General features: G+C 48.6%; 20 protein-coding genes and 1 riboswitch. Of the genes, 1 reads left to right on the forward strand and 19 read right to left on the reverse strand.

From position 1 onward, the window contains the following. Positions 1-110 precede the first annotated feature (110 nt). From csrA to AC0YN0_RS18570, 11 genes are all read right to left on the reverse strand, one after another. Entirely contained in the window at positions 111-344 is a 234-nt protein-coding gene (csrA, locus tag AC0YN0_RS18520; protein WP_475822588.1) for a carbon storage regulator CsrA, read from the reverse strand. Further along, entirely contained in the window at positions 345-791 is a 447-nt protein-coding gene (gene fliW / locus AC0YN0_RS18525; protein ID WP_475822589.1) for a flagellar assembly protein FliW, read from the reverse strand. It abuts the gene before it with no gap. An 86-nt stretch (positions 792-877) separates the two neighbouring features. Beyond that, entirely contained in the window at positions 878-1447 is a 570-nt protein-coding gene (locus AC0YN0_RS18530) for a DUF6470 family protein (protein ID WP_475822590.1), read from the reverse strand. A gap of 4 nt (positions 1448-1451) precedes the next feature. Next, positions 1452-2369 (reverse strand): flagellar hook-associated protein FlgL, encoded by a 918-nt coding sequence (flgL, locus tag AC0YN0_RS18535; RefSeq protein ID WP_475822591.1) that lies wholly within the window; start codon positions 2367-2369, stop codon positions 1452-1454. 28 nt (positions 2370-2397) lie between these two features. Further along, on the reverse strand, positions 2398-3933 hold the full coding sequence (flgK, locus tag AC0YN0_RS18540) for a flagellar hook-associated protein FlgK (RefSeq protein ID WP_475822592.1): 1536 nt from the start codon (positions 3931-3933) through the stop codon (positions 2398-2400). Positions 3934-3948: 15 nt separating this feature from the next. Next, the gene (locus AC0YN0_RS18545; RefSeq protein ID WP_475822593.1) at positions 3949-4449 is read right to left on the reverse strand and encodes a flagellar protein FlgN; all 501 of its coding nucleotides are present in this window, start codon (positions 4447-4449) and stop codon (positions 3949-3951) included. Positions 4450-4467: 18 nt separating this feature from the next. Further along, positions 4468-4761: a flagellar biosynthesis anti-sigma factor FlgM gene (flgM, locus tag AC0YN0_RS18550; RefSeq protein ID WP_475823031.1), complete on the reverse strand. Its 294-nt coding sequence runs from the start codon at positions 4759-4761 to the stop codon at positions 4468-4470. A 127-nt stretch (positions 4762-4888) separates the two neighbouring features. Beyond that, on the reverse strand, positions 4889-5317 hold the full coding sequence (locus AC0YN0_RS18555; protein WP_475822594.1) for a TIGR03826 family flagellar region protein: 429 nt from the start codon (positions 5315-5317) through the stop codon (positions 4889-4891). Positions 5318-5408: 91 nt separating this feature from the next. Next, positions 5409-6275, reverse strand: coding sequence for a ComF family protein (locus AC0YN0_RS18560; RefSeq protein WP_475822595.1), 867 nt, complete (start codon positions 6273-6275; stop codon positions 5409-5411). Next, the gene (locus AC0YN0_RS18565) at positions 6272-8254 is read right to left on the reverse strand and encodes an ATP-dependent helicase ComFA (RefSeq protein ID WP_475822596.1); all 1983 of its coding nucleotides are present in this window, start codon (positions 8252-8254) and stop codon (positions 6272-6274) included. The genes AC0YN0_RS18560 and AC0YN0_RS18565 overlap by 4 nt, the downstream gene beginning before the upstream one ends. A 155-nt stretch (positions 8255-8409) precedes the next feature. Continuing rightward, positions 8410-8880, reverse strand: a complete 471-nt coding sequence (locus AC0YN0_RS18570; RefSeq protein ID WP_475822597.1) for a hypothetical protein — start codon at positions 8878-8880, stop codon at positions 8410-8412. Positions 8881-9132: 252 nt separating this feature from the next. Then, a riboswitch (cyclic di-GMP riboswitch) is annotated at positions 9133-9214 on the forward strand. A gap of 33 nt (positions 9215-9247) precedes the next feature. On the opposite strand from AC0YN0_RS18570, the gene AC0YN0_RS18575 reads away from it, so the two are divergent. Beyond that, positions 9248-11131, forward strand: coding sequence for a SpaA isopeptide-forming pilin-related protein (locus AC0YN0_RS18575; protein WP_475822598.1), 1884 nt, complete (start codon positions 9248-9250; stop codon positions 11129-11131). A gap of 146 nt (positions 11132-11277) precedes the next feature. On the opposite strand, the gene AC0YN0_RS18580 is transcribed toward AC0YN0_RS18575, so the two are convergent. The 8 genes from AC0YN0_RS18580 to AC0YN0_RS18615 form a co-directional block, all read right to left on the reverse strand. After that, complete coding sequence (locus AC0YN0_RS18580; RefSeq protein ID WP_475822599.1) at positions 11278-12009, reverse strand: response regulator; 732 nt, start codon at positions 12007-12009, stop codon at positions 11278-11280. Positions 12010-12013: 4 nt separating this feature from the next. Beyond that, complete coding sequence (locus AC0YN0_RS18585; protein ID WP_442049456.1) at positions 12014-13174, reverse strand: sensor histidine kinase; 1161 nt, start codon at positions 13172-13174, stop codon at positions 12014-12016. Between the two features lie 81 nt (positions 13175-13255). Beyond that, a complete protein-coding gene (locus AC0YN0_RS18590) occupies positions 13256-15973 on the reverse strand; it encodes a stalk domain-containing protein (RefSeq protein ID WP_475822600.1) in 2718 nt (905 codons plus the stop codon). Between the two features lie 202 nt (positions 15974-16175). After that, a complete protein-coding gene (locus AC0YN0_RS18595) occupies positions 16176-20534 on the reverse strand; it encodes an Ig-like domain-containing protein (RefSeq protein ID WP_475822601.1) in 4359 nt (1452 codons plus the stop codon). Between the two features lie 154 nt (positions 20535-20688). Continuing rightward, the gene (metK, locus tag AC0YN0_RS18600; RefSeq protein WP_475822602.1) at positions 20689-21903 is read right to left on the reverse strand and encodes a methionine adenosyltransferase; all 1215 of its coding nucleotides are present in this window, start codon (positions 21901-21903) and stop codon (positions 20689-20691) included. 165 nt (positions 21904-22068) lie between these two features. Continuing rightward, positions 22069-22344: a small, acid-soluble spore protein, alpha/beta type gene (locus AC0YN0_RS18605; RefSeq protein WP_475822603.1), complete on the reverse strand. Its 276-nt coding sequence runs from the start codon at positions 22342-22344 to the stop codon at positions 22069-22071. Positions 22345-22456: 112 nt separating this feature from the next. Further along, the gene (locus tag AC0YN0_RS18610; protein ID WP_475822604.1) at positions 22457-22942 is read right to left on the reverse strand and encodes a hypothetical protein; all 486 of its coding nucleotides are present in this window, start codon (positions 22940-22942) and stop codon (positions 22457-22459) included. 123 nt (positions 22943-23065) lie between these two features. After that, the gene (locus AC0YN0_RS18615) at positions 23066-25573 is read right to left on the reverse strand and encodes a hypothetical protein (protein WP_475822605.1); all 2508 of its coding nucleotides are present in this window, start codon (positions 25571-25573) and stop codon (positions 23066-23068) included. Positions 25574-25726: the final 153 nt, after the last annotated feature.

Raw genomic sequence — 25726 nt, forward strand, 5'->3', positions numbered from 1 at the left:
TGAAATTGTTTTTTTGCCACATCCTTGTGGCAGGTCAAGTAGGTAGTTTGCACTAAACTCTTGCCATAATATATATATCGGCTGTTTTTGTTATTTGTTTATAGCTTTTACTATCTTTTTTTGATCTTTAATTGATTTTTTAGAGCTTCGTTATCGATTGATGATAACTCAGCTGTTCGGTTCATTTCCTCTACTGCGGTAAACAGCTCTTTTCGAAGAATAGGTACTTCTTTAGGCGCTTTGATTCCGATCTTTACGACGTCTCCCGTCACTTCCAAAATGCTTAATTCGATATTATCTCCGATTAATAACGACTCGCCCTTTTTCCTAGATAATACAAGCATTCACTTTCCCCCTTCGCCGCTTTCTTCCGCTGAAAACAGAGGATGTCTTAACGAATATTCGCCTTCCGCTAAAATGTGCTGGACCCCTGCTTTGTTCTCGTCGTTGATTATTATTGGCGCAACAAGATTAATCGTTGCTTCTGACAATTGGTTTCGAACGGTTACGATATTGAACACTTTTACATTTTTCTGGTCAAGTAATTGCAGCTCCAACTTCACGTGTGATGGAATTTCAAATTCGTACTGCTGATAGAATTGGAATGGCGAAGCGACTACAAAGGTCACGTTACCTTCTTCAATCGATTGCAAGTACATGAATGGACTGTCTTCTATCTCGATAAGAATGTATTTTTTGCAGTCCTTAAATCCCGGAATACCCTGTGAGAACGTAATAACACTTGATTCCTCATATTCGATAGCTCCCAATCGAGCTGTTTCAATTTTCACGCAAACCACCCCATATTATGTGTTAGTAAAAGAAAAAGCTATAGCATCGTTAGACGATTCTATAGCTCTGACCCATTATCCCACCGTCACACCGCCAAGTCAATGACGGGTGGCGTTATCTTTACTGAGGCGTACTGTTCCATATAGACCTTAGTGACGCCTCTATTGTACTTAACATCTATCGGAATATATTCAGGTGACGTGTTTACTCCGCCAACCTGTACGTTTATTTCCGGTTTTGTTACAATCGCATCGAACTTGACGTTGCGAGGCGAAGCATGTCCGAATACGTTGAGCGGAATCATGTCTTGGGCCGTGCTCTGCAGAGCAAGATCCGCAATCGGATTGCCTCCCGACGTTAGGTCGCCGATCCGATCATACTCATTCACTTTATTTTCTACATATCTAGCTGCGTACTGCCCATAAGATCCATAGATACGATCCCAAAACGCCTGCGCTTTGCCGCCTGTCAGTGCGTCCCAAGTTGCCGTTTGATCAATAATCAATTCAGGACGTTCGGTCTTGATGTCAATCACCGTAGGCACTGTCTCGGAATTAAGTTTCACTTTACCTTGCGTGATCTCGTATTGCCCTCGTTCAGACTGTATACCAATTCGAGCTGGTGTCGATTGAATTTGAATCTGTGGCAATCTCATCGGACTAACTCAAGAAATCGACGAGCGATTTGCTAACCACTTTAGCACCCACGGAAAGCGAAGCCTGATAGATGTTTTCGTTGATTTGCGCGTCTATCAACAGCTTCTCATAATCCGCGTCCTCGGTTTTCGATTTCATATCGGTCAAGTTAATCTCCATATCGGCCAGTCGGTTCTGAATAAGCTCGACGCGATTGACACGTGCACCTATCTCAGACCGTACATTCAGCAACCGGTCCATGTTGGCTTCGACATTCGGGAGCTCGTCTGACACCGCAGCATAATCGCCAGTGCTAAGTGCGTTCATGACACGATCCAATACAGAGAATATATTGTTGGTCGTTCCGGCTGGGTCGGCTGCTCCGAATACTTGCTCGCCAGTGAAATTAATGTCGATAGTAGCATTCACGCCTACCGCGTATTGAACGATCCCTGCATCTGTCTCTGCGCCTTTGGCATCAAACCCAGTAATCGATTTGTCGTAAGGAGCTGTTCCGAATTGTTCGCCGTTAAATACGTACTTTCCGTTAAACTTGCTGTTGCCGATGTCGATTAGTTGACTTTTCAGTTGTTCGATTTCGTTTTTAATACTGTCTAATGCGATTTGCGGATTCGTACCTGTTGCACCGTTCGTCATCAGTTCCTTGGCCCGCTGCAAAACGTCTCCCGCCTGACCAACAGCCGTATCATTGAAATCAAGCCATGACAAAGCAGCATCCACGTTCTTCTGGTACTGACCGTTGCCAGCTATTTCGGAACGATAACGCAAGGAGTATGTCATTCCGACAGGATCGTCGGATGGCTTATTCAGCTTGCGGCCAGTCGTTGTTTGCTGTTGAATTTGCTCCATTTGAGTCATGTTGCGGTTCAAGTTTCTCGTTAGTTGCAGGTGCATCATGCTTTGTGTAACGCGAAGTGACATTGAGTTACCCTCCTTTAGCCTTGTTTAATTAGCGTCCGACAACGCCGGTTCCGTTAATAAGTTTCTCGAGCATCTGATCGAATGTCGTCATAAAACGCGCTGAAGCGCTATAGGCATATTGATATTTGATAAGGTCAGACATTTCTTCATCCAGCGAAACGCCGCTGACGGATTGACGGCTGCTCTCCACTTGATCGAGCTGCGTCTGCGTATTTGTATATATACGATCCGCTTCCTGGCTTTGCACGCCTAATGCTCCAATAATTGCACCGTAAAAATCACTAATAGTTGCATTCGTAACGCCACCGCCAATCGCTGTTTCGTCAAACGCGACCTTAACGTCCTTGAGTTCAGACATTAGCAACGCTAATCCATTATTGCCGTTCACGACGGTCGTAACGCCAGCGCCGTCCGTTGCCGTGCGTAGCGATGTAGCGATTTTGTTGGAATCAGCAGCAATAGTCGGATTAAGCGTGATGCTCGCTGCCGTAATTCCCGTTGCCCCGGCTTTGAAGGTGAAGAAATCCTCCCCAGCGGTTGCTGGAGATCCTAACGAGTACCCAAGTTTATGCAGCCCGTTAATTCCTCGCACCGTAACGACTTCGGGGTCGGTTGTCGGCGTCGTCGTTCCCGGTTTCACCCAGCCCGCCGGAACGGTTACTTGAAATTCTCCGTTCGCGAGCGTATTCGCAAGCGTATCGAGCTGTTGCCGGAATTCCGCTACATAGTTATCGCGGGAAAAAATCATCCCGTGCACTTCGCCGCCGGTAACGGTTCCGTTCGCGACGCCGGTCTCTACATCCTGAGACGTCAACGTTGTAACGGTTCCGCCTTGCACCAAATTCGTATTGCCGACCGATATCTGATATCCGAATTCAGAATCCGTTACATTTATATTAATTATCTTGGACAGCTTGTCTGTCATCAAATCTCTTTGGTCGCGTAGATCGTTCGCATCGTCTCCTAGCGATTCGATCCGTCTAATTTCCGTATTCAGCGACGCGATCGTCGTGGACAAGGAATTGGCTTCGCTCACTTTAACATCGATATTCGAAGTGAGGTCGGAATCCAAATCGGTTAACTGACGGCTGAGTTCGTTGAAGGTTTCAGCCAGCGCTTGAGCATTTTCTTTCAATATTTCACGGCCGGTCACATTCTCGGGGTCTTTGCTAAGATCGGACCATGAGCTCCAGAAATTTTCCAGAACGGTTCTAATTCCGGTATCGGACGGCTCGCTCACGAAGCCTTCCAGCTTGCTTAAAGTGTCAGTCTGAATCGATAAACTTCCCACGCCTTGGCTTTGCTCGCGGTATTGTTCATCTAAGAATGCATTACGTATACGCGTAATGGAAGTAAATTCAACACCTGTTCCAAGCTGGCCTGGAGCAATGGATCGATTCATTCCATAGGCTTCAATCGGCCGCGCTGCAACCATATTGACCTTTTGCCTGGAATATCCCTCCGTATTCGCATTCGAAATGTTATGGCCTACCGTATTAATCGCTGCCTGCTGCGTGAACAAGCCGCGTTTCGCCGTTTCAAGCGAATGGAAGGTTGATCTCATTGTGTCATCTCCTCGTTAAGCTCTGGAATCGAACCAGGTGTTGCGTTTATTGTTATTGTATTGTTGACTCATCGGATGCTGATAGGTGACGTCCTCGTTCGGATTCTCCTGCATGAGATCGATAGAAAAGTTAATGAACGTAAGCGACTGGTGAATCAGTTGCTGATTCAGATCGTTCACCTGTTTCAACTCTTGAAGCAATTCACTAAGCTTCTGTTGCAGCTTAATAAGTTCCTGCTTCTCATCGGCGTTGCTGACCGACTTGATGAGCTCCGTCATTACGCCGCTACGGAATCGGAAGCCCATGTCCTTATAGTAGCGTGCTGTTTCGAACACTCGCTTGGTTTCAAGCTCTTCCGCTGTCGTGGTCAGCAGCTTTTCTTTCTGTGTGATGACGTTCAGTTGAACGACATCATTGGCAATAATTAAAGGTTTCTTACTATGTTCCAGCTCGAGAAGACGCTTATACAGCTCGTGCTGCTGCTGCAGCAGACGAACAATTGCACTTGTAGACATGGATGTCCGCCTCCGTCATTATTCCGACTGGTTATTATTCAAATATGGAAAAAGCTTCTCGGCAATCTTGCCGGCTTCCACGTGATAGGTTCCCGTTGAAACAGCTTGTTTGAGCTCTTCTAGCTGCTTCGCTCTCTCCCCGCTGCTTGCTTGGCTGGTGGCCAGCTCTTTGGCAGCCGCAGAAATTTGGACCTCGTCCTTCTTCTTTGACTTATTCGTTTCGCTTATGCGTGATTCGTTCTGCTTCTGATAAGGGTTAAGCGCGCCGATTCGATTAGGTTCATTTATCTTCAATTTGTTCACCTCATTGATTTATCCGTACTAACGCAAACGGCTGTCGCAGTCGTTCCGTGATGATGAAAATAAAAAAGCCGATTACCTTTACAAGTATTATCGGCCGCAGTCTAACGATATTTTATAGTCTGAACTATATTTAAAATTATCTGTCCTTGTCCTTGTCCTTATAACGATCCAGTCCGCGATAAGCGCCTTGGGTGGGTGAGAAGCCCTTAGGGTCCTCTTTCTTGGACAGATTACCTTGCATCTCCTGCGCGGCTTTCGTCAACTTGTTGCGGCAATTGTCGCAAAGATGTCCCTCTCGAATAAGCGTTCCGCAAGATTCGCAAGGATAAGACATATTTGGCGCATTGACCATGGAAATACGGCCTTCGCGAATGAACTTCGTAATCTGCTTTATGGAAACGCCGGTTTCATCCGACAACTCCGTAATGATAGCTCCTTTAAATTCACGCAAGTAGTTTGCGCATAGCTCATACTCTTTATCAATGTCCCTTGTACATACATTGCATACCTCTCTGATTCCTTTGGCAAAAAGCTTTCCGCAACGAGGACAATTATCCAAATTCATCGCCATAAGCCCTCCTTTTCGTTCTCTATCAATCTATATACCTAGTTTAACGGATAGAGGCAACGTTTTCATTAGAAATTCAAAAAAATGCTTACGAACGTGCCCAAGTAAGTACAAAAACCTCTAATGGAAAGGAGCTGTTCATAATTAATTCCTCTGCGCAAGCGTCTGCCGTACTGCCCGTCGTATAGATATCATCGATTAAAATAATTCTAGCATGTGATCTAGATAGCGTTGCGTCGTTGCTATTAAAGCTTTGCTCCAGATTGCTTAAAGAAGCCGTATCCGCTCGAAAAAGCTTCTTCATATCGCTTATGCGTTCCGAACGCGACTTGAAGCTTTGCTTCCCTGTGTGCCGCTCGCGGCTAAGCAGCGACAGCAGCGGCAATTGGTAATGGGAAGCAAGCTGGGCTGCTAGTTGCTCCGCTTGGTTGAAGCCCCGCTCCTCCGCCCGTACTGAGCTAACCGGCACATACGTCACGGCATCCCAGCAAGCTCTAAAGCTGCCTCGCTTTGTTGGCGCTCCGAGCTGGTGGCTTAGCTCCTCAAAAGCCGGCTGCAGCATGGTTCCGAGCAGCGGTCCTAACTCCTCGTTGCCTCTATATTTATAAAGCGCCAGCCAGCTCTTCATCGTAGAATCGTATTGCACGGCGCTTCGATTGCATATAAACGATCTGTGCGGCTGACGGATGCAATCCTCGCATGAAATGCCGCGGCCACATCTTAGGCAAACGATGCGAGACCGAGTCAACCATGGAATGGCATTCACGCAAGAGTAGCATAGCTGCTGTTTCAATTGAATCGGCAGTTTCATCCCCGGGGGAAGATGACCTTTGCTGGGCTGGATCGGTTTCTTGCAGAATACGCATGTATTTGTTCGTGCAGATAACCATTCTGCTTGTCCTGCAATTGTATTGGGAATTGTTCGCATCCATTCTATCATTGACGTTATGCTCATCGGTCTGCCTCCTTTACAGTGATTTTCGGGAGCAAATAACCTTGCTTGCGCGCCATACGATTCATCGCCTTAATATGGCTGACCGCTCTTGCCTGGGAACGACTATGCTCAACGCTGCAGAAGAAGACTCGTCCAGCTGGATCATCAGCGGAACGGCCGGCTCGTCCTGCCATTTGGACAAGCGATGCCTCATCAAACAATCTTCCATCTGCGTCTAATATAAATACATCGCTACGAGGTATCGTAACTCCACGCTCCAGTATAGTCGTTGTTACAAGCACACGAATCTTCCCTTCACGGAATTGCTTTACTTTAATCGCCCGTTCCTCGTCTTGTGAAGAAGTTGCCTCCACCTCCGTCAGTCGAAGCTGCGAGCGCAGCAAGGCTGCCACCGGTTCTGCCTGCGCGATCCGCTGCACGAATACGAATAATTGTGCGCCTCGTTCTACGGAACGACGCAGTTCAGACAACAAGGATATCGGAAGCCTCCTTGATTGCAGTAGCTTCGCTACAGTTGCGGTTCGAAGCAGCTTTGGGACAGGCAGCGGATGCCGATGATAGCGTACCGGCACTCTTGCATGAGGTAAAGATCCTCGTCTCGCCTCCCGTTGCATGGCCTGCGGAGGCGTCGCTGAAAGCAGAAGTCTAACTGCCCCTGGGGCGCAGCTTTTGTCAGCCACGTAGTGGAGTGTCGAGTCGTTTACATATGGAAAAGCATCGAGCTCGTCCAAAATAACAAGATCGAAGCTCTGCCAGAAGCGAAACAGCTGATGTGTTGTCGCCAGCGTAATGTTGCCGCGCTCCCACTTTTGTTCGCTGCCTCCGTACAAGGTGACGACCGAAGCAGACGGAAACGCTCTGCGAATACGCGGATCAAGCTCAATAACAACATCGCGCCTCGGTGTTGCAAGAAGGGCCTTGCCGCCGCGCAGCAAGATAGATTCAATAAGCGGGAAGATCATCTCTGTCTTACCCGCTCCGGTAACCGCCCATAGCAAAAAGCTGCTTATTGCTGCTTGTGCGGATTGAGCTAGCTTCTTATCAGTATTGGATGTCTCAGCGAATTGAAGCGCCTTAGCCGTTGCCGATGCTTGTGCGGGACTGAGCCCCCATTTGGACAGTCTCTCCTCCATCGGCGGGAGGTCGCCTGCATTTAGATGAGCGTTTACAGACGGCAACCCTTCGATGAGAAGCTCGCATTCCCGGCTGCGACCCATCTGAATGCAGCTTAAGCAATAAGCGCATGCTCTGCCGCAGGATGCGCAGGTTGTGCGGCGCATCTGTGATTCGCCGCTACCGCAGCGCAGGCAGCGCAAGCTGCGCCGGCTGCGGCGCAGCAGGCCCGACCGGCTGCCGGCTTCTGCGGCAACCGCCCCACGCAGGCGCACGAGCCCGTGCAGCGCAGCTAGCTGGAGCACATCGCTCCAGCCGCTGTCCGCGCCGGGCACGCCCGCGCCCTCAAGCAGCGCCTGCGCTTCGCCCCGCAGCAGCGCGCGCCCTTGCAAAAGCGCCGCCGCCCGCCTCGCGGCTGCGGCCAACGCCTCCAGCGCAGCCCCGCTAACGCTTGCTGCGCCGCCATCTCCAGGCTCGCCAGCTGCAGCGGCTCGCTCCCAGCGCTCCGCGCCCCCGCGCAGGCTATCGCCCTGCTGCTTCTCGCCGCGCTTGCTCCGCCGAGCGCCCGCAGCCTCCCCGCACGCTGCCGCCGTACATGCGGCAAGCCTGCCAACCACGCCATCGCGATCGCTCCTCCCTCCCCCTCGTCGCTCCTGCTCACTATTACAAAGCTCCGCCGCCCTGCAAGCATCCCCGAGCGGCAGCGGATTCCGCCATATCCAGCCCTCGTCTGCCGGAGGGACAATCCTCCCCATTCGCATGCCGAGCGAGGGCTCGAGCCAATAAATCCGATCAACTTCAGGCGCGATCGTACAATAAGCTCTCCTTTTTTCATTTTTGCCGACAACATACACATAAGCCCGCATCTTTTCTACGCTCCCCGCATATTGTATTTCTTAGTGCGTCGTCATTGCTGCCATTCTACATACAACCAAGAAAACGCAAAAAAAGCACACCTAGAGCGCATAGAGCGCTGCAAAGTGTGCTTCACTTTCACAACCGTTATGGCAATTAGTATATACTAGAACGGCATTTTGGACAAATCGGATGGATTCTGCAAGTCGATAAGCACCGCCTGATTCGCGTCCTTCAAAATACCTTCAGACTGCAGCAGCCACATCAACTGATCGGCATCGCTTTCTCTAATGGAAACGACTGCACCTGCTTCAGCGGCGGTACGGCTTCGCCTCATCTTTTCCGGATATTCATGAACCGTCACCTTTTGTCCCTTGCGTGCCATTCGATCGACAATAGCAAGCGTCTCAGCGGTCGCGCCATAATCAACAACCGTCACCTTGACTTCCTTACCCGTCTGACGCGAGAATGTTAACAATGAACGCATATACCATTCGATATTATGTTGATCCTGATCGGCTATAAGCACATAATGCCTGCTAGCCCGGTTCCGCCCTTGCCGTATCCGATAAGCTAGATGAACCGACAATGCAGCCGCTATATAACACCCAAGCACGAGAAGCAGAAGTTCTAACACGGCGGTCACCTCCTCTATGCGACACTATATGCGAAGGAGCGCCCACAGGTTCCGGTATAAGCGGACAAGTTAAAAATATACTGTCCAAATGCCTCGTTCGACATTTTTCTTTCTTTTTCATCATTCCCCAACATTTTAACACTCTTGTGGAAATACCAATATATGTTATCATTTTAGTGCGAACTAGAGCATAAGTAGTATTGGAAAGCAGATAGAGTGAAGGAAGGAGGGAAAACCTCTTAACATTCATGCTTTTTAGGGAAGCGATGATGTATAATCTGCATTTGGACACTTGGATTATACGGAGCTAGTAGTGTAACCGGCCCTCTTAGAACTAGATTATCCAAATCTAAGAGGAGAGTGAACAATGAAGTTGGTCAAAAAACAGTTTGCGGTCATCATGTCCATCATGCTCGTCTTGTCCATGTTCTTAAGCTCGATCGTTATGGCGCAGGGCACGGATGAAACAAGTCAAGAATCTGCACAGGAAACAACTGCACCGGCTACCGAGAATCCAGAGTCAACTGTTCTCCCTTCTGAAGAACTTGCATCGGTAGAGTCTCCTTCTCTTCAATCTTTATTGGTTTTCACCAGAGGCGGTGGTGGAGGCGGTGGCAATGCATGCGACGGAGACGACCGCGACGTGTCCGGCATTCAAGGCACTTATGGCGGCGGCCGTGATGATGAGGATTGTGATGACAACAGCAACAAGTGCATCGGCGGAGACAGCCCCAGATTAACCAACGGGGTCCTGCAAGGCACTAGTGGCGGTGGACGTCACGATGATGAGGATTGCGGGAACATCAAAGTTACCAAAAAGTATTACTACGATGATGACGATGCAAAACCTCAGAGCGGCGTCACTTTCCAAGTACTTAAAGACGGCAATGTAGTTGCTACCGGCACAACGAATAGCAGTGGCCAAGTGGAGTTCGAAAACCTGGCACCCGGCTACTACAAGGTAGTTGAGGTTGTTCCTGCAGGCTTCACGACATCCATCTCAAGCAACGGTCAATCGGTAAAAGTTGAGGAAGACAAGACTGCGAAGGTTGATGTATATAACACGCCTATACTCAATCTCATTGCCGCTTGTACCGACGAACCAAGCCAATCTCGCAAATGGATCGTTACGAACGAAAGCAATGTGAAACTTTATTTCAAATGGAAAACGAACGGATCATGGCATAGTGAATACATCACTAGCAACGACTCTGAGCCAATCATTGTCACAGGCACTCCCGGTTCGCTTACCGTCAAGTGGGGCGATGACTACAGTAAGTCGATAACCGCACAAAACCCAGGCGAAGATTGCACACCACCGACTCCTACTCCAACGCCGGAGCCGACCCCTACACCAACGGCGGAGCCAACTCCTACACCAACGCCGGAACCGACTCCTACACCAACACCAGAGCCGACTCCTACACCAACACCAGAGCCGACTCCTACACCAACACCAGAGCCGACTCCTACTCCAACGCCGGAGCCGACCCCTACACCAACGCCGGAGCCGACTCCTACACCAACGCCAGAGCCGACTCCTACTCCAACGCCGGAGCCGACTCTTACACCAACACCGGAACCGACTCCTACTGTAGAGCCGGAACAACCGGAACTTACAATTACGAATGTATGTACCGTTAGTCCGAGCTCCACTCGCAAATGGAGAGTACACAACCCTGGCGATGAGGACATCACAATTACTTGGTACGTGCTCGAAGCTAATGACGAATCTTCTAATCAAGTGACCGTTCCAGCTGGCAAGTCGATCACGATTACGGCAGAGACGGTATCGACGGAGTCGAAGGAAAACACAATCAGAATCGTATGGTGGGGTCCTGGCGAGTCTTCATACTACGAGGAATTGGTGAACAACGGAGCTCGCTGCGCAACGTCTCCTCCGGAGACGCCAACTCCGGATCCGTCACCTACTCCTACGCCGGAAGTATCACCAACTCCAACACCTGAAGTATCACCAAGCACAGAGCCTACTCCAACGCCTGAAGTAACGCCTACTCCAACGCCTTCCACTGAGGTAATTGAAGAGGAAGAGATTCCAGAAGGTGGACCTGGCGACGGTGGAGATGGCGGTGAAGATGACGGCAGCGTGATCGAAGAAGGCGAAGTACCGCTCGGCAATCTTCCTAAGACCGGCGATACAAGCTCGCTTCCGTTCTACCTGCTTGGCGCTTTTGCAATCTCGGCTGGTATCCTTACATTCAGAAAACAAAGAGCCAATAAACAAAGCTAGAGATCCCGCTAGCGAAGCATTCGAACCTCGGTGTTGTCGAAGAGACTGCATCGAGGTTTTCTTTTCTTACGAACACAACAAAAAAATCCCGCTCCTACAGACACGGGACCCCCACTTTAATCAGTTGTGCAACACGCTTTTATCTATTACAACGTAACCCAACCATACTTAATCGATTGAATAACCGCTTGCGTGCGATCATCAACCTCCATTTTTTGCAAAATGCTGCTGACATGGTTTTTAACCGTCTTCTCGCTAATAAACAGGAACTCGCCAATGTTTTTGTTGCTCTTGCCTTCAGCCATCAGACGCAGCACTTCTGCCTCGCGGCGAGTCAGCGGGCTTTCGTCGACAGCGTTATATTTAACGCCTTGCTCTTGGGCGGCTGCAGCTCCCGATACAATTCCCATCTCGTCCAGGTACGTCATACGACGAAGCTGATTGATAAGCTTCCCTGTTACTTTGGGATGAATATACGCATAACCTTGAACAACCGAACGGATCGCATTAATAAGCGACTCGGCTTCCATATCCTTAAGCAAATAGCCAGTAGCCCCTTTGCGGAGCGTTTCGAATACATAGCTCTCATCATCATGAATAGACAGAATAATTACCTTCACGTCAGGGAACATGCTCTTGAGTCTTTCTGTTGCGACTACACCGTTCTCGATCGGCATATTAATGTCCATCAGTACGATTTCGGGCAACGTATGATTGCAAAATTCCATAACCTGAATGCCGTCACCACACTCGCCGATCACTTCCAAATCATCTTCCATATTCAAAATTCGTTTCAAGCCTTCGCGAAACAACTGATGGTCGTCTGCAAGTAATATTTTGATTTTTCGGGCGGGAGTGCTCGGAACTTGATTTATCATTATACTACTCCTTTCTGTTCTCGGCAGTTATTGGTATATGAATTATAATTTTCGTACCCTGTCCAGGATTTGAGTCTATATCCATCCTTCCTTCAATCAATTCCACGCGTTCTCTCATCCCGATGAGTCCAAAATGGGAGTTTCGGCTTGCTCCGAGATCGATTAGATCGCTCTGGAACCCAATGCCGTTATCGTGAATGATGATTGTAATCAAATGAGGCTCATAGCTTATGTCAAGCAATACGCGCGAAGCGTTAGCATGCTTCAGAGCATTCGTGAAAGCTTCTTGTACGAGCCTGTATATGGCCGCCTCCATGGCAGACGGCATTCGAATCTCCTTGCCGGAGAGCTCGAATACAGTATGTATTTTTGATTTATCTTCAAAATCCTGCACAAACTTCCGCAGCGTCGGCACTAATCCAAGATCGTCGAGCGCCATTGGCCGGAGATTGAAAATGATTTTGCGAATTTCTTCAAGCCCAGAACGAACCTGGCCTTTCAAATCTACCAATTCTTCCTGCACCATCTCGAATTCTTTCTTAATCAGCATACGTTCGGCGATTTCTGTCCGAAGCACAATATTGGCGAGTGACTGTGCCGGCCCGTCATGAATTTCCCTGGCGATGCGCTTCCGCTCTTCCTCTTGCGCCAAAATAATCTTAAGACCCAACAGCTGCCTCGTCTTCGCCGATTCCAAAATTCGCGTCACCTGATTAAGGTCGCCTGATAAATACTCCAGTACGACGTTAATTTGCGAAGCAATCATCTCCGCCCGCTCAATCGAGTTCTCAACGTTGCGAACCCTCTTCTGCAGATCGTCCCGGCGAGCCTTCAAATACGATTCCTTCTCGCGGTACACCATAAGATCCAGCTGGATTTGTGTGGCCTTCTCGTAAGCCGACTTAATGTCCTCTTCCTTATATCGGACGAAATCCCGGCTCACTTCAGTCAATCGAATTCGCGCGCGCCTGTAATCCTGCTCCAACTGATCGACTTTCTCGATCGTCTTCACCGTTTCCTGAAGCACAAGCTCCAGTTCCTGCTCGAGTGCTTCCAGCTCAGAGCGCGCGGATTCGCATATTTCATAGATTTGATATTTGCTGTCTTCCATCACTTGAATTGCATTTTTGATAACTCGGTTTATATCGACTGTTAAGTGATCCACGATCGATCGGCAACCTTTCTATGGCAATCCTGATTCCTATACTTCTCTATCATACCACAGAATGGCTGCCCATCGTCCATGCTATTGAATGGTAATCTTCTTCTGTTTGGCATCGTATCCTACGGTGAAGCCAAGCTTCTCCGAGAATAATCGCACAGGAATCAACGTTCTATTATTGCGAATAATAGGCGCTACCTCCGATTGCTGGCGAGTACCGTTCAACACGTATCCCTTCTCGCCAATAACCATTTCAAGCAGCTTCGTTCCCCGCAGTACGCCTACCTTGTTCAGCTTGCCGTCAACGAACAGCTGTCCGCCGAGAGCATCGGTTACGAAGCGGAGCGGCACATAAGTCGTTCCGTTCAACTGAATCGGCGCTGCATCCAGCTTAAGCGCTTTGCCATTCAAGGTCGCATTCGTGTTGCCTACTATCATCTCAACCTTGGACTTCGTATCTACCGTTACCTCCGGCGCATAATTCAGTTTCATATTATCCAAACCTACTGTACCAGTAACCGAGCGTCCAGCTTGCGTGCTGTCCAGCGTGACGACATAGATTCGCTTCAGCTTCACGGGATATTTCATGCCGAGAGACGATAGATTGATCTTAATCGTCTTCCAACCGCTCCAATCGAGCTGCTTCGTTACATCGACTAGATGTGCTTTGCCGTCGGCATCAATAAGCTCTGCCCTTACCCAGTTTTTACTTTGATCGCTGTATACGTCAAGCGACATCGATGTAGGGCTTCCAGACAACGATACGCCATTCGTATTAAACGCCGCATACGATGCCTTCGTACCTGTGCCGTTCGTAAAATCATAGGTTAGCTTAAGCGCTTTGGCGGATGTTTGTCCTGGCAAATCCGTAGCAAGGCTCACGCTGCCCGCAATTTCCTTTGGCGTCACTTGGGACGAGATCGGATAAGCTGTTTTCTCGAAATCCTCGAATGCTTTGACCGTTTCGCCTTGCGTGAATGGAATCAACGTCGGGAAACCGTCGTAACGTCCGATCGCATATCCGGTCTTCACGCCCGCTTTTACCGAATTAACCGTTAACGTATCGCCTGTCATGGTGCCGTTAAAGCCGATATACTCCCATTTAAGAGAATCGCCGCTCAGCTTGTACGTTTTGCCGTTCTTTAGTTTCACTGTAACAGGAACTGTCAGCGTTGAACCCGGCGTAAGCATACCGGCAGCCGTATTCAGCGAGATCGAGGCGATCTGGTCTTGTCCGATTACCTCCATCGTATATTGAGCCGAAGCATCTCCAGCCTTGACGCTTATCGTTGTTTTGCCGACCTTAGTCGCCGTAAACGTATTGCTGCTGAATGTCCCTACCGCAGGATTAGCACTCCAAGCTGCTTGCGTCGCATCCACTTTAATGGGGTTATAATACGTATCATAGCCATTGAGGGCGAAGGTCGTCTTTTGGCCGAGGAATACCACGTTCGAGCCTGTTATAGTAACGCCCTTCAGCGTACCAACCGGCGCGCTTGTGAATACGCCTATGCCATTCGATACGCTACGCTGCGTCGTTCCGTACTGCGTCGAATGGGACAGCGTCAGCGAACTCGTGCCGAGCGGTCGTTCGACCATGGTCGTAGAACCGCCGCCGTCCAGGTTCACGCCTTTGTATATGCCAAGCTGCACCATAACCTGCTGCAGCTCTTTCAAGCTAAGTCCGGTGCTGCTGCCGTATTTCTCGCTCGTAATTAAATACACCTTCGTACCGTCCTTGGAGTAGCCTACTCCGGATCTTGACGTGTAAGAAGAACCGCTGACACCTGTTACGTCACGGGAGAACGCCGATGCTGCTCCTCCGTCAACTAGCAAGGTGTGGCCTCCGATTAACATCTCGAAGCCGGCAGGATCGACTTTCGCGCCCGTCGTTGACGAGATAAGCGAATAGTCTGCCGTAACTGCCTGTCCGACCTGCAAATGCTCTTTCACGAAAGTCGCTGCTTTACCGTGAGAACGCAATATGTATCCGTCAGCCGGTGATTGCCCGCTAACCGGCTTGCCGATTGAAATTTGTTCAATTATTCCGTTGCGAACGAGTACTTCCGTCGGGGTCGCCCCTGTGTTGGTAGGCCGCTCAGCACCGTTCCATGCGCTTGTATAGATATACATCGTATCGACATGGCTATATTTATTACCGCCGAATTCCGGACCATACGCGGATTGATTCAAGCCCTCGAGCGCGAATGTCGAGCCGTCGGCTGCCGTAACGAGTCCTTCGAAGGTATAGTTGTCAATTGAAGGCTTGCGGTCCTTAGACACCCCGAATGCATACATGCCTTTCAACTTGGATGGACTAGATTCGAATGCTCCGCTCGTGATTTGGACGCCCATAGGCGCACCTTCGTTCGTCATCACGAATACATCCGCGTTGATTCCCGCTACCGCACCGCTTTCCTTCGTCATATTCGTTATCGAATTACGCGTGCCAACCGTATGGTTTTTGCCGCTCATCGTATTTAAAGAAACATAGGGATTCGATAGATCAACCTCGATAACATGCACCTCGGAAGTTATCGCTTTGCCGTTTCTTGTCGCGCTCCATAAATAGTCCATGCGCTTAGCGCCTGCCGTCACATATGCCTGCTTTGTCAGCTTGAGCGTTGGTGCCGTAGCCGTGGCCATTGCAACATCCGCTGCTTCGGCTATCGCCGTGTTCCAACTCCCGGGAAGGAGCGATACGACCGGCTGCGACAATAACGTGCCGCCTAATGCGATAATAAATACTTTTTTACTAATGCTCTCCGTCCGCCGCCACCTGTTGTTCCTTGCCTTACCCATTTTGTTAGCAACTCTCCCATCTAGTACGTCTATGTAGTATAGACTACTAGAGTTGCAAAAAAGTTACGCATGATAAAAGACTTCTATCACATTCCAATAGCTGAAAGGTATAACCTATTTCAAGTAAAAAAAAAGAAAATCTAGCTGTCTGTGAGCGCCATGCTCTCACATTCAGCTAGATTCCCCCTCTTCTATAGGATGATTAAGGAGTTATAAAGTCCACATACTCCAGCAAACGCATGATCAACGCAGCGCCTTCCGCTCTCGTCGCATTCGTAAGCGGGCTCATTACTGTCGTCGTTTTGCCGTACATGATTCCTGCATATACCGCTTTGGCTACATCTGCCTGCGCATATGTGCCGATTTTGCCTTTGTCCGTGAAGTTGTTCAAATAGCTCGATGTCGATGATGGCAACGTGATGGTAACGCCAGCGACTGCTGCCGCTCTGCCCATCATAACCGCCATATCCTGGCGCGTAATCGGGGCATTCGGCTTAAACGTGCCGTCCGTGTTGCCGAAAATTATGCCGGTCTCGGATGCGGCTCCGATATAAGCCCCCATCGTCGTGTTTGAGCTTACGTCTTTGAACTTCGCAGCCGCCGTCTTATTGCCTGTTAATCCGAGTCCTTTGGCAATATACGTTGCGAACTCACCGCGCGTGATGTTCGCCTGAGGTTCGAATTTCGTATTCGTTCTGCCTTCGACGATATACTTGCGTGCCAGAGTATTAATTGCAGGCGCAGCCCAATGGTTCGTTACATCAGAGAACGATTTCGAGCTTTGCACTAGCGCATATGCACTGTTGCCCTTGCGTTTGAACGTTGCTGTCGTCTTGCCCCCTGATGAAGCAAACGTCGTCGGCACATACGAGATTGTTCCCGCTTGTTCGTCATACCATACAACAGCCGATTGACTCGTCGACACGCTAGCATACGTTGCAATCGTGCGATTGACATAACCTTTGAAACCGGTAATAGGCTTGATGATCGAACCGCTCGCAGCTGACACATCATAGTGAACCGGTCCCGAAATGATTTGTCCACCCGTAGTGCCCAGCGTTGACGTTAGCTTCGTTGTCAGGGAAGAATTTCCCTGATCGATCTTGATAAGCAAATTGCCTACGGATCCGCCTGCATTAAGTGAAGCCATAATAGCCGAGAAATCCAGCGCGGCTAACGGAATTTCATAGCTCGTGTCGCCATAGATCACTTTAAAGATCGCTTTTGCTCCCAGTCTGTACGCATTGTCCAAAGCGCTTAACGGGACGGATACAATTGCCGCGCTCTCCGTAACGGGAACCGTGAACACGACCTTCGGAGCCGCTACGCCTGCCGATCTGGCTGTCTGATAAGCCTGGCTAATCAAGTCTTGCGGCAGCGTATACCGTTGCGCCGACATGCCTGCAGGCGAAGTATCGGCTGCTGAAGCTACGGATGTGCTCTTAATGCCGATTCCGCCGTCTACGGATTCGAAGTCGCCCGATAACGTATCGAGCAGCGTCGTCTGATTAGCGACATTCACATTTTCAAACCCGTCCAGCGTGATGCCTTTCGATGTCTGAAGTCCAAATCCGTTGGAGAAGTAAGTTACTGTCATCGCGTCGCCAATTCCCGGAGGAGCGGACAAAGTAAGCTTCACTACTGAACCGCTTACGGTTACAAGCGAAACGGGTGACAGAACCCCCTTCACCTTAACCGAAAATTGAATACTTGACGGTACATAGGCATTGTTCAACGATTCGTTGAAGGTTAGCGTGACGGTCGTCCCTTTGGCTACAGCTCCAAGCAAGCCGCTCTTCGCATCGCCGGATTCTGCCGCAGCCTGTGAAAACGCAGGCGCTTTATTGTCAGCCAAATCTGTAAGCGCGATTCCGCTTTGCGAATAAGACACTTTGACCGATTGGCCGCTGCTTACGGCTGTGCTAAGCGCCAATGTAACCGTATCGCCAACTACGCTTACCGTCGTGACCGTTCTCGCAACGTTATCCACCAGCACGCTATATTGGCCCGCCGATGGCTTCGTTACAGGATTGAGACTCTCGTCGTACTTAATCGTAATGAGAAGGCCGTTAGCCGTAATCGCCTGCACTTTAGGGGCCGTAATATCCGTTCCGCTCGTCGCGGATGCGTTCGAGAAGGCGGCTACGTTATTGCCGGATGAATCCCTTAGCGGATAAGAGCCCGGCGAGTAGCTCACCCTAACCGATTGCGTGCCCGTAATAACCGTATTTACGGTTAGCACTACGACGCTGCCGTTGCCCGATATGGCAATCGGGTAATAAATGCTGCTTCCTATTGTCACGCTGAATTGCAAATAGGCATTCGCGCTAGGCGCAATCAAGTTTTTGCTGAAAGAGAGCGTAACGCTGCTTCCAGATGCCGTTATACCAAGCAGCTTCGGAATAGAAGTATCCGATACTAAAGGAACATCCATACTCACAATGCTTGAAGCCGCGTTTTCCGATATATCTTGAATAAGTCCCGGCGTTCCTTTCGTATAAGAAAGCTTGACAAGCTGTCCGCTTAGAATTGGACTCGATAATGTAAGCACAACAGTCGTACCGTTTACCTGCACCGAGTTTACTGGGCGGAAAGCCCCGTTTACCGTAATGTAGAAGCTGCCCGCAAGCGGCTTCACATTCGAGTTGAGTTCCTCGTTGTAGGTCAATATAACGGAGCTGTCGTTCGCCTCGACTTTGCTGATTACAGGAGGCGTAAGATCAGTACCTATCGTCTTAAACGCCCATTGATATTCATTCTGAATGCCGACGTAATAGTTGCCTGCAATATCAGTAATGACATTCGGATCGATATAGACGTAATAGCTCGTGCTTCTAGTTAGAAGTCCCACAGGTTTAATAATTAATTTCTTTTCGTTAGCACTGTCGATCGATAACGTTGTGTTATAAGAAGTTCCCGTACCCACACCATAAATCGTTACTCTTGCAGTACCAGCTAAGTACTCATCGCTTAGAGCGATGCCCTCGCTAAACGTCATCGTAAACTCCGCGTCCTCTTTTACGGCAATAGCATTATTTGCTGGTGTCTGTGCTACGGCAATCGGCTTAACCGTGTCGCTCGTAACGCTAAAAGTCCAACCCGTATTGGTCGTAATCCCGCCGTAATAATTGCCTGAAGCATCGCGGAAAGACGTATTTCCCACGATGACGTAATATTTCGTATTGTTGACGAACGGTTTCTTTGCTTCGCCGTTATACGCTTTATTAGGGTCGATCGTAATCGTATTCGTTCCCCCGCCGGTGACTAGATCCGAAGTAACGGGAATGGAACGGAACAACGCGCCGGTACCTGACACTCTAATCTCGATATTTCCGCTGCTAGGCAGAACATTTTCGCTAAACGTCATTTGAAGCTTTGTATTCACATTCGCCGCTGTTGCACGATTTGCGGGCGATAGAGTTGCAACCGTTGGCGCGGTGGAATCTTTTGTCGTGAAGTTCCACACGCTTGCACTCGTAATACCTGTGAAATAATCGCTTGTTCCAGCAATTTCATATGCGCCTGAATCTATAACGACATAATACGAAGTGTTTGCTCGCAATGCTGGACTTGGCGTAATCGTTACAACGTTGCCGGCAATAGAAGTATTCGTCGCTCTTATGCTCTGGAACGTCTCATTCGTGCCTACAATTTTAATATGAATATACTTATTGCTCACAGCTCTTACCGCTGTATTAAATGTAACAATCAGCTTAGCATTCGTTTCGACGTTTACAGCATCATCGGCCGGAGAGAATGGTGCAGCTATTTTGATTGCAGAGTCCATTGTTGTAAAATTCCAGTTGCTTCCGCTGTACGCATTGCCTAGTTCATCTTGGAATTGTCCGCTGCCAATCGTAACCCTATACGTCCTGTTCGGTTGCAACGCAACTGGCGGCGTAATTGTAATCGTGCTCGTTCCGCTTCCCCGAACCGAACTGGACGTTACAGCGATATTTTGACTGTCATCACCGGATACGACTGTAATATTTCCGCTAGTCGCGAATACCGGTTTGCTAAAATTAAGAGTGATCGCCGTATTCGTTGGAATCCCTGTGCCTAGGGGAGCATAAGATTGCAAACTAAGCGATATCGGCTCATCCGTTTCAACCGTTTTGAAATTCCACGCATCCGCCGATTGAATGCCAGCATAGCCTGCCCCGTTTGATTCATTGACGAACGCACCCGCGGTAATAAGCACGTAATAATTCGTATTAATATCAAAATCCTTTTGGGGATCAATCGTAACTTCGGTTTTATTAGCCAAAATCTTCACGCGGCTGCTGGTGACGCTCAGACTTTCGAATGGCATATTTGTAGATGCTTCATATATCGCAATCGTATTTGCACTCGAACCTTTCGCTACGTTCTCATCAAAAATGATCCTAAGTAAGGCTCCTGGTGCAACATTTATTAAGTCGTCGGCCGGAGTTAAGCTTAATGCGATCGGCCCTGCCGCTGCCGCGGAAACATACTGCGAATGCGATGACCAGCCTGTAAGGCCGATTTGCAGCAACAATACGACAGCGATGAACAAAGACAGCTTGCTGGTTCTTTTCATTCCATTTCACTCCTCAAAAATTACAGTCGTATCTTATTTGTCGGTTTTTGAGGTTGAAAAATTTAGGTTATTTAACTTTTTAACATTGTTGAACGCAAAAAGAGGCCGTTCCTCCTATACGAAGGTACAGCCTCTTTTGATTTGTCTTTATAATTTATACGCTGGTAGATGCGCCTGCTTCTGCTTTCAGCTTATCCGCTTTGTCGACTCGTTCCCAAGGAAGGTCGATGTCCGTGCGGCCGAAGTGACCGTACGCAGCTGTCTGAGCGTAGATTGGACGACGCAGGTCCAGCATCTTGATGATGCCCGCCGGGCGAAGGTCGAAGTTGCTGTTGATCAGCTCAACGAGCTTCTCTTCTGCAACGATGCCTGTGCCGTACGTATCGACGTTGATCGAAACCGGCTTCGCAACACCAATCGCGTATGCCAATTGTATTTCGCATTTGTCAGCAAGGCCTGCAGCTACGATGTTTTTTGCAACGTAACGCGCGGCATATGCTGCCGAACGGTCAACCTTTGTAGGATCCTTACCGGAGAATGCACCGCCGCCGTGACGAGCGTAGCCGCCATACGTATCAACGATGATTTTACGGCCGGTAAGTCCAGCATCGCCTTGAGGTCCGCCGATAACGAAACGGCCGGTAGGGTTAATGAAATATTTTGTTTGTTCATCAAGCCATTCCACTGGAACGACTGGTTTGATAACTTGCTCGAGAATATCCTTTTGAATTTGCTCAAGCGTAATTTCCTCAGCATGCTGTGTCGATACAACAATCGTATCCACGCGAACCGGCTTGCCGTCGACGTATTCAATCGTTACTTGCGTTTTGCCATCTGGGCGCAGGTAATCAAGCGTACCGTTCTTGCGCACTTCCGACAAGCGTCGTGCGATGCGGTGCGACAGGGCGATCGGAAGCGGCATAAGCTCAGGCGTCTCATTTGTCGCGAAACCGAACATCAAGCCTTGGTCGCCTGCTCCGATGTCTTCGTTCTCTTGCTTCATATCTTTGCCGTCGCGTGTTTCAAGCGCAGCGTTAACGCCTTGCGCAATATCGGCAGACTGCTCGTTAAGCGATGTGAGAACCGCGCAAGTACTGGAGTCAAAGCCATATTTCGCGCGCGTATAACCGATTTCCTTAATCGTACGGCGAGCAATAGCCGAAATATCAACATAATCCGCACGGCTGCTGATCTCGCCAATAACAAGCACAAGACCTGTTGCTACAGAAACTTCGCAAGCAACACGCGCATATGGATCTGCTTCAAGGAATGCATCTAAGACTGCGTCAGATATTTGATCGCATATTTTATCGGGATGGCCTTCCGTTACTGATTCCGATGTGAACAAGTGGCGTCCTTTGACCGACATCCGTATCAACCTCCTACAACCTTAGTATGGAATAAGAGCTAACTTTCTACACAAAAAATGAACCTTTTCCGCGAAGGAAAAGGTTGTTAGACAACTCTTCTAAAACAGTATGATACCGAAATTGTCGCTTACTGTCAATGGACGCCCTTTTTAATTCCGAGGTGATTACTGGTAGTTTCCAAGCACCTGTTCAGCTTGAGCTATGAGGCGCTTCGTAATCTCCCCGCCAACAGAGCCGGCTTGACGAGTCGACAAGTTAGACCATTGAACGCTGCCGCCGCTAGCGCCAGTCGTACCGCCTAACTCGCCTGCGAACTCCGTATCATGACCAGTGCTTCCGTAGCCTCCAGATGTGAGGCCAAACTCGGCAGCAATTTCATATTTCATTTGGTTTAGGGCAGATTTGCAATTCGGTACTACTACTTTATTCGAACGACTCATTGGGTGACACCTCCAAGTAATGTAGGAACAATTGTATTGTGTGCTGTTCCTGGCTCCTTGAAGCGTATAACCTATTGTCAGTTCGGGGAAAATGTAGTATCCATTCCATCCGCTATTGCAGAACGTAGCTGCCTCTTACCAGTACCGTAAGCCCATTCTTCTGAGCAGGATCAGGTTGAATGCCACGGCCTTCACGAGGGAAGATAAGCAAATGGTTAGCTGGAACGGCTGTGCCCTTCTTAAGCTCCGTACCGTCTGTCAGATCCGCTACGCCGTTCGTATCCACACTATAAGCGAGCGCTTTGCCTACACGCACGATGACTTCTGTACCGGCACCTGCAAGCATTATTTTACCTGCAGGCACGGCTACAACTTCTAGTGTCGCACTCGCACCGCTTCCACCGCCTGAACCGCCGCCTCCATTAATCTTAGCAAGCTGCTCGTCGACATAACTCTTCGTCACGACAGGGTCTTCTACAGAGCCTGGCGTGAGCGTGTTTGATTCCGCTTCAAGCGGCGAAACGAAGTTAACGCCGATCCATACGCCTGCACCTAATAGTACACATGCGGCGACGATTCGTAATACCTTTTGTTTCACTTGGCAGTCTCCTCTCAAATCTATTTATCTCTTAATAAGATACTAGATTTGAGTAGGATTAACCAGTTTTTTGTTTCCACTCTAGCATCTCAATAAATATGTCACTGCGTTAGTAGCTCTTAATTACGTAGTTGTGAACCACTTGACTTTCTTTGTTGCGATAAGCATTTTAGCACCTTCGAACACATCGTACACGTTGACCGTATACGTATCGTTAAGGTTATTTAGTTTATTTAAGATGTTGGCATCATTAAAGACAACCGACAGCGGATTCAAAGTGCCCTCTTCGAGTACGGTAAGCGCGTTGTCATCGGATTTTTTTAACGCAAATGTTTTGGAGTAAGTCGTATTAGAACTGCCCCCATTCAATTCAATTACGATTTTATGATCTCCTGCGACATAATCATAATCGTTTCCAACAGCAAGATCGTAATCTAAATCGAATTGAATGCCATCCGAGTTTCCTTCGCCTGAGAATGCAAGCTGCGTACTCAAATTTTTAAGGCTAAGATTGTATCCGCTGAATGTAATGCCAAGCAAATCAGTCTTCACTGCTGATCCCGACTCGTCCGTAAGCTTGTACGCGACCGGATTCATCATAACGGTTGATTTCACTTCGCCAACGGCTGTTTCAGCTGTTTTTCCGATTATAAGAGACGAACCTAATCGGTTGAAATTTTTTGAAACTTTGGCCCATGCAGATACTAAGACTTTGCCTTCCGGCGTTACTCTCTCCGTGAATTTAATGAATTGGACCGGAATCGTAAAGCCCGTCACATCTTGCAAATAACCACCGATATCGGCGATAGCTGCGTAACGCTGTTCATTGTTCGTTACGACGAATTCACTGTAGAAATAACTCTCCGTCACGTTATCATAGAATCTCGTCGTAAGCAGCTTAATATCCGCTTTGCGTCCCGCATTGTTGATGAGATAGCTTTGGTCCTTTGTTTGCGTTGGAACTGTGCTAACCGCTTGCGCGCCAAATTGATACAGCTTTTTCTCCTTATCGGTTGAAGTTGCCGGCAGCTCCGTAAGAACTAGCGAGACATTGCTTACTTGCGCCGTATAAGGAATATTCACATGAACATATTTGGTGACCGTAGCATTAGGCTCGATATACAGCTCGCTATCCAAAGAAGTGACCTGATGCGCTTCGGAGATTTGTACGCCGTTTAACATGAAAAAACCGCTCAAATTCGGCGTTTTCTTAGCAGCCTTGCTCGTATTCGTAATCGTGATTTCGGCAATCAACGAATCTTTCTCGGATGTCGGCAGGCGGTGAACCGAATTGAATTTAACGAGATAGCCATCGTCATAGCTGTACGTGTTGCCGCCGGTTGCGACGCCGCCGTCTTTCTTCACTTTATAGCTGGCTACGACGTAACCCGAGTTCGTTTCCGTTACACCAGAACGTACGACAAGCTGGGACGTATTCAAATTCACCGATGCCGGGATGTCTCCGCTCATGGTGATCGTTTTCTTGATTTTCGGCAGCAATGAAACGGCTGTCCCTTCGGCATTGTTAGATGCTAGCGGATAAACAACACCACTTGCCGTAACAAGCGAGAAGTTCAAATTCGGTACGTTGGTGAAGGTTGTCCCGATATTCTCAAGATCGTAATCCATTTCGATCTTCAAGCTGCTGTCATCATTCTCGCTCGTCGTTACAAATCCGACACCACTGTTAACCGTAACGCCGTTCAAATAAACCGTCTTTACTTTACCGACTTCTACTGCCGCTGCAGGCGTTACTTTCGGCATATCGAACACGCCTACTGGAATGCTTGAGCTTGTACCGCCTTCGTTCGGTGATGCTACGATTAATGCGAACTTCTTGCCCTTCATAGCAAGCGGCATCGTTGAGCTTAACGTAATGATTTTTCGTTCTTTTGGCTGAATAGTAAGATTCGTGAATGCCGTAGTATCGACATTGTATGTAGCTAAGCCTTCCGATTGTGCGAACAGTTTCATATTAGCTACGTTGACACTCTGAAGGCCCGAGTTTTCAAGCAAAAAGCTCATCGTTACGTAAACGTTGTTTTTATCACTGGTCACCATATATTGCTTTAGTGCGCCACGAAGCGTTCCGCCATTGTATAACATTGTTTTAGCTTGAAAAGCGGTTGTTTTATCGGTTGAGCCTTCAGGGAAACTAAGCTTCCCAAGCAACTTTTCGTAATTGGATGAAGAGAAGTCCCATTTAATAATATTAAATGCGAGGTCGGAAAGCTTCGTATTCATATTAACAACCGCATAATAAGTAACATTAACCGTTGTATTAGGAGCAACGGTTAATTTAGTTTTGTCGGCCTCCGTCACTTTGGATATGTACCGGCTACCCGACTTCGTAACCAAACGAATATAGTAATCTTGCATATTAATAGTTGTGTTGCCGCTATTTTTAATTGTAACTGTATAAGCGAATACTTTACCTTGATCCTGCATCAAGAACTGACCGTCACGTACGGATATCGTGCTGGATGCATTAAGCTTGACGCTTTGACTCGTAATCGATGCCGCCTCAGCGATCTCTACAACCTTCAATGGCGATAACGGGATCGCCGATTGAGCCAATAATGCATACGTGGCTACAGTCGCTGCACCGATCTTGATCCACCTTGTATTCACAAATCATTCCTCCTCGAACTTATTAACTGTATAGACGCTTACAGCCGTATAGAAGTTGCTGTTTTGTCCATAATAATTAACAGTATATCGTAGTTATGTGAACCATGAATGAACATAAACAAAAAAAAGAGGCTGGGCCTCTTCATCGCGGAG

Source organism: Paenibacillus sp. J22P218 (genome assembly GCF_056269195.1).

Coding starts and splice junctions, on each gene's coding strand:
- AC0YN0_RS18545 (WP_475822593.1), bottom strand. CDS start 4,449: ATGTCTACAAGTGCAATTGTTCGTCTGCTGCAGCAGCAGCACGAGCTG.
- AC0YN0_RS18565 (WP_475822596.1), bottom strand. CDS start 8,254: ATGCGGGCTTATGTGTATGTTGTCGGCAAAAATGAAAAAAGGAGAGCT.
- csrA (WP_475822588.1), bottom strand. CDS start 344: ATGCTTGTATTATCTAGGAAAAAGGGCGAGTCGTTATTAATCGGAGAT.
- AC0YN0_RS18595 (WP_475822601.1), bottom strand. CDS start 20,534: ATGAAAAGAACCAGCAAGCTGTCTTTGTTCATCGCTGTCGTATTGTTG.
- metK (WP_475822602.1), bottom strand. CDS start 21,903: ATGTCGGTCAAAGGACGCCACTTGTTCACATCGGAATCAGTAACGGAA.
- AC0YN0_RS18575 (WP_475822598.1), top strand. CDS start 9,248: ATGAAGTTGGTCAAAAAACAGTTTGCGGTCATCATGTCCATCATGCTC.
- AC0YN0_RS18580 (WP_475822599.1), bottom strand. CDS start 12,009: ATGATAAATCAAGTTCCGAGCACTCCCGCCCGAAAAATCAAAATATTA.
- flgK (WP_475822592.1), bottom strand. CDS start 3,933: ATGAGATCAACCTTCCATTCGCTTGAAACGGCGAAACGCGGCTTGTTC.
- AC0YN0_RS18560 (WP_475822595.1), bottom strand. CDS start 6,275: ATGAGCATAACGTCAATGATAGAATGGATGCGAACAATTCCCAATACA.
- AC0YN0_RS18555 (WP_475822594.1), bottom strand. CDS start 5,317: ATGAATTTGGATAATTGTCCTCGTTGCGGAAAGCTTTTTGCCAAAGGA.
- AC0YN0_RS18605 (WP_475822603.1), bottom strand. CDS start 22,344: ATGAGTCGTTCGAATAAAGTAGTAGTACCGAATTGCAAATCTGCCCTA.
- flgL (WP_475822591.1), bottom strand. CDS start 2,369: ATGTCACTTCGCGTTACACAAAGCATGATGCACCTGCAACTAACGAGA.
- AC0YN0_RS18530 (WP_475822590.1), bottom strand. CDS start 1,447: ATGAGATTGCCACAGATTCAAATTCAATCGACACCAGCTCGAATTGGT.
- AC0YN0_RS18590 (WP_475822600.1), bottom strand. CDS start 15,973: ATGGGTAAGGCAAGGAACAACAGGTGGCGGCGGACGGAGAGCATTAGT.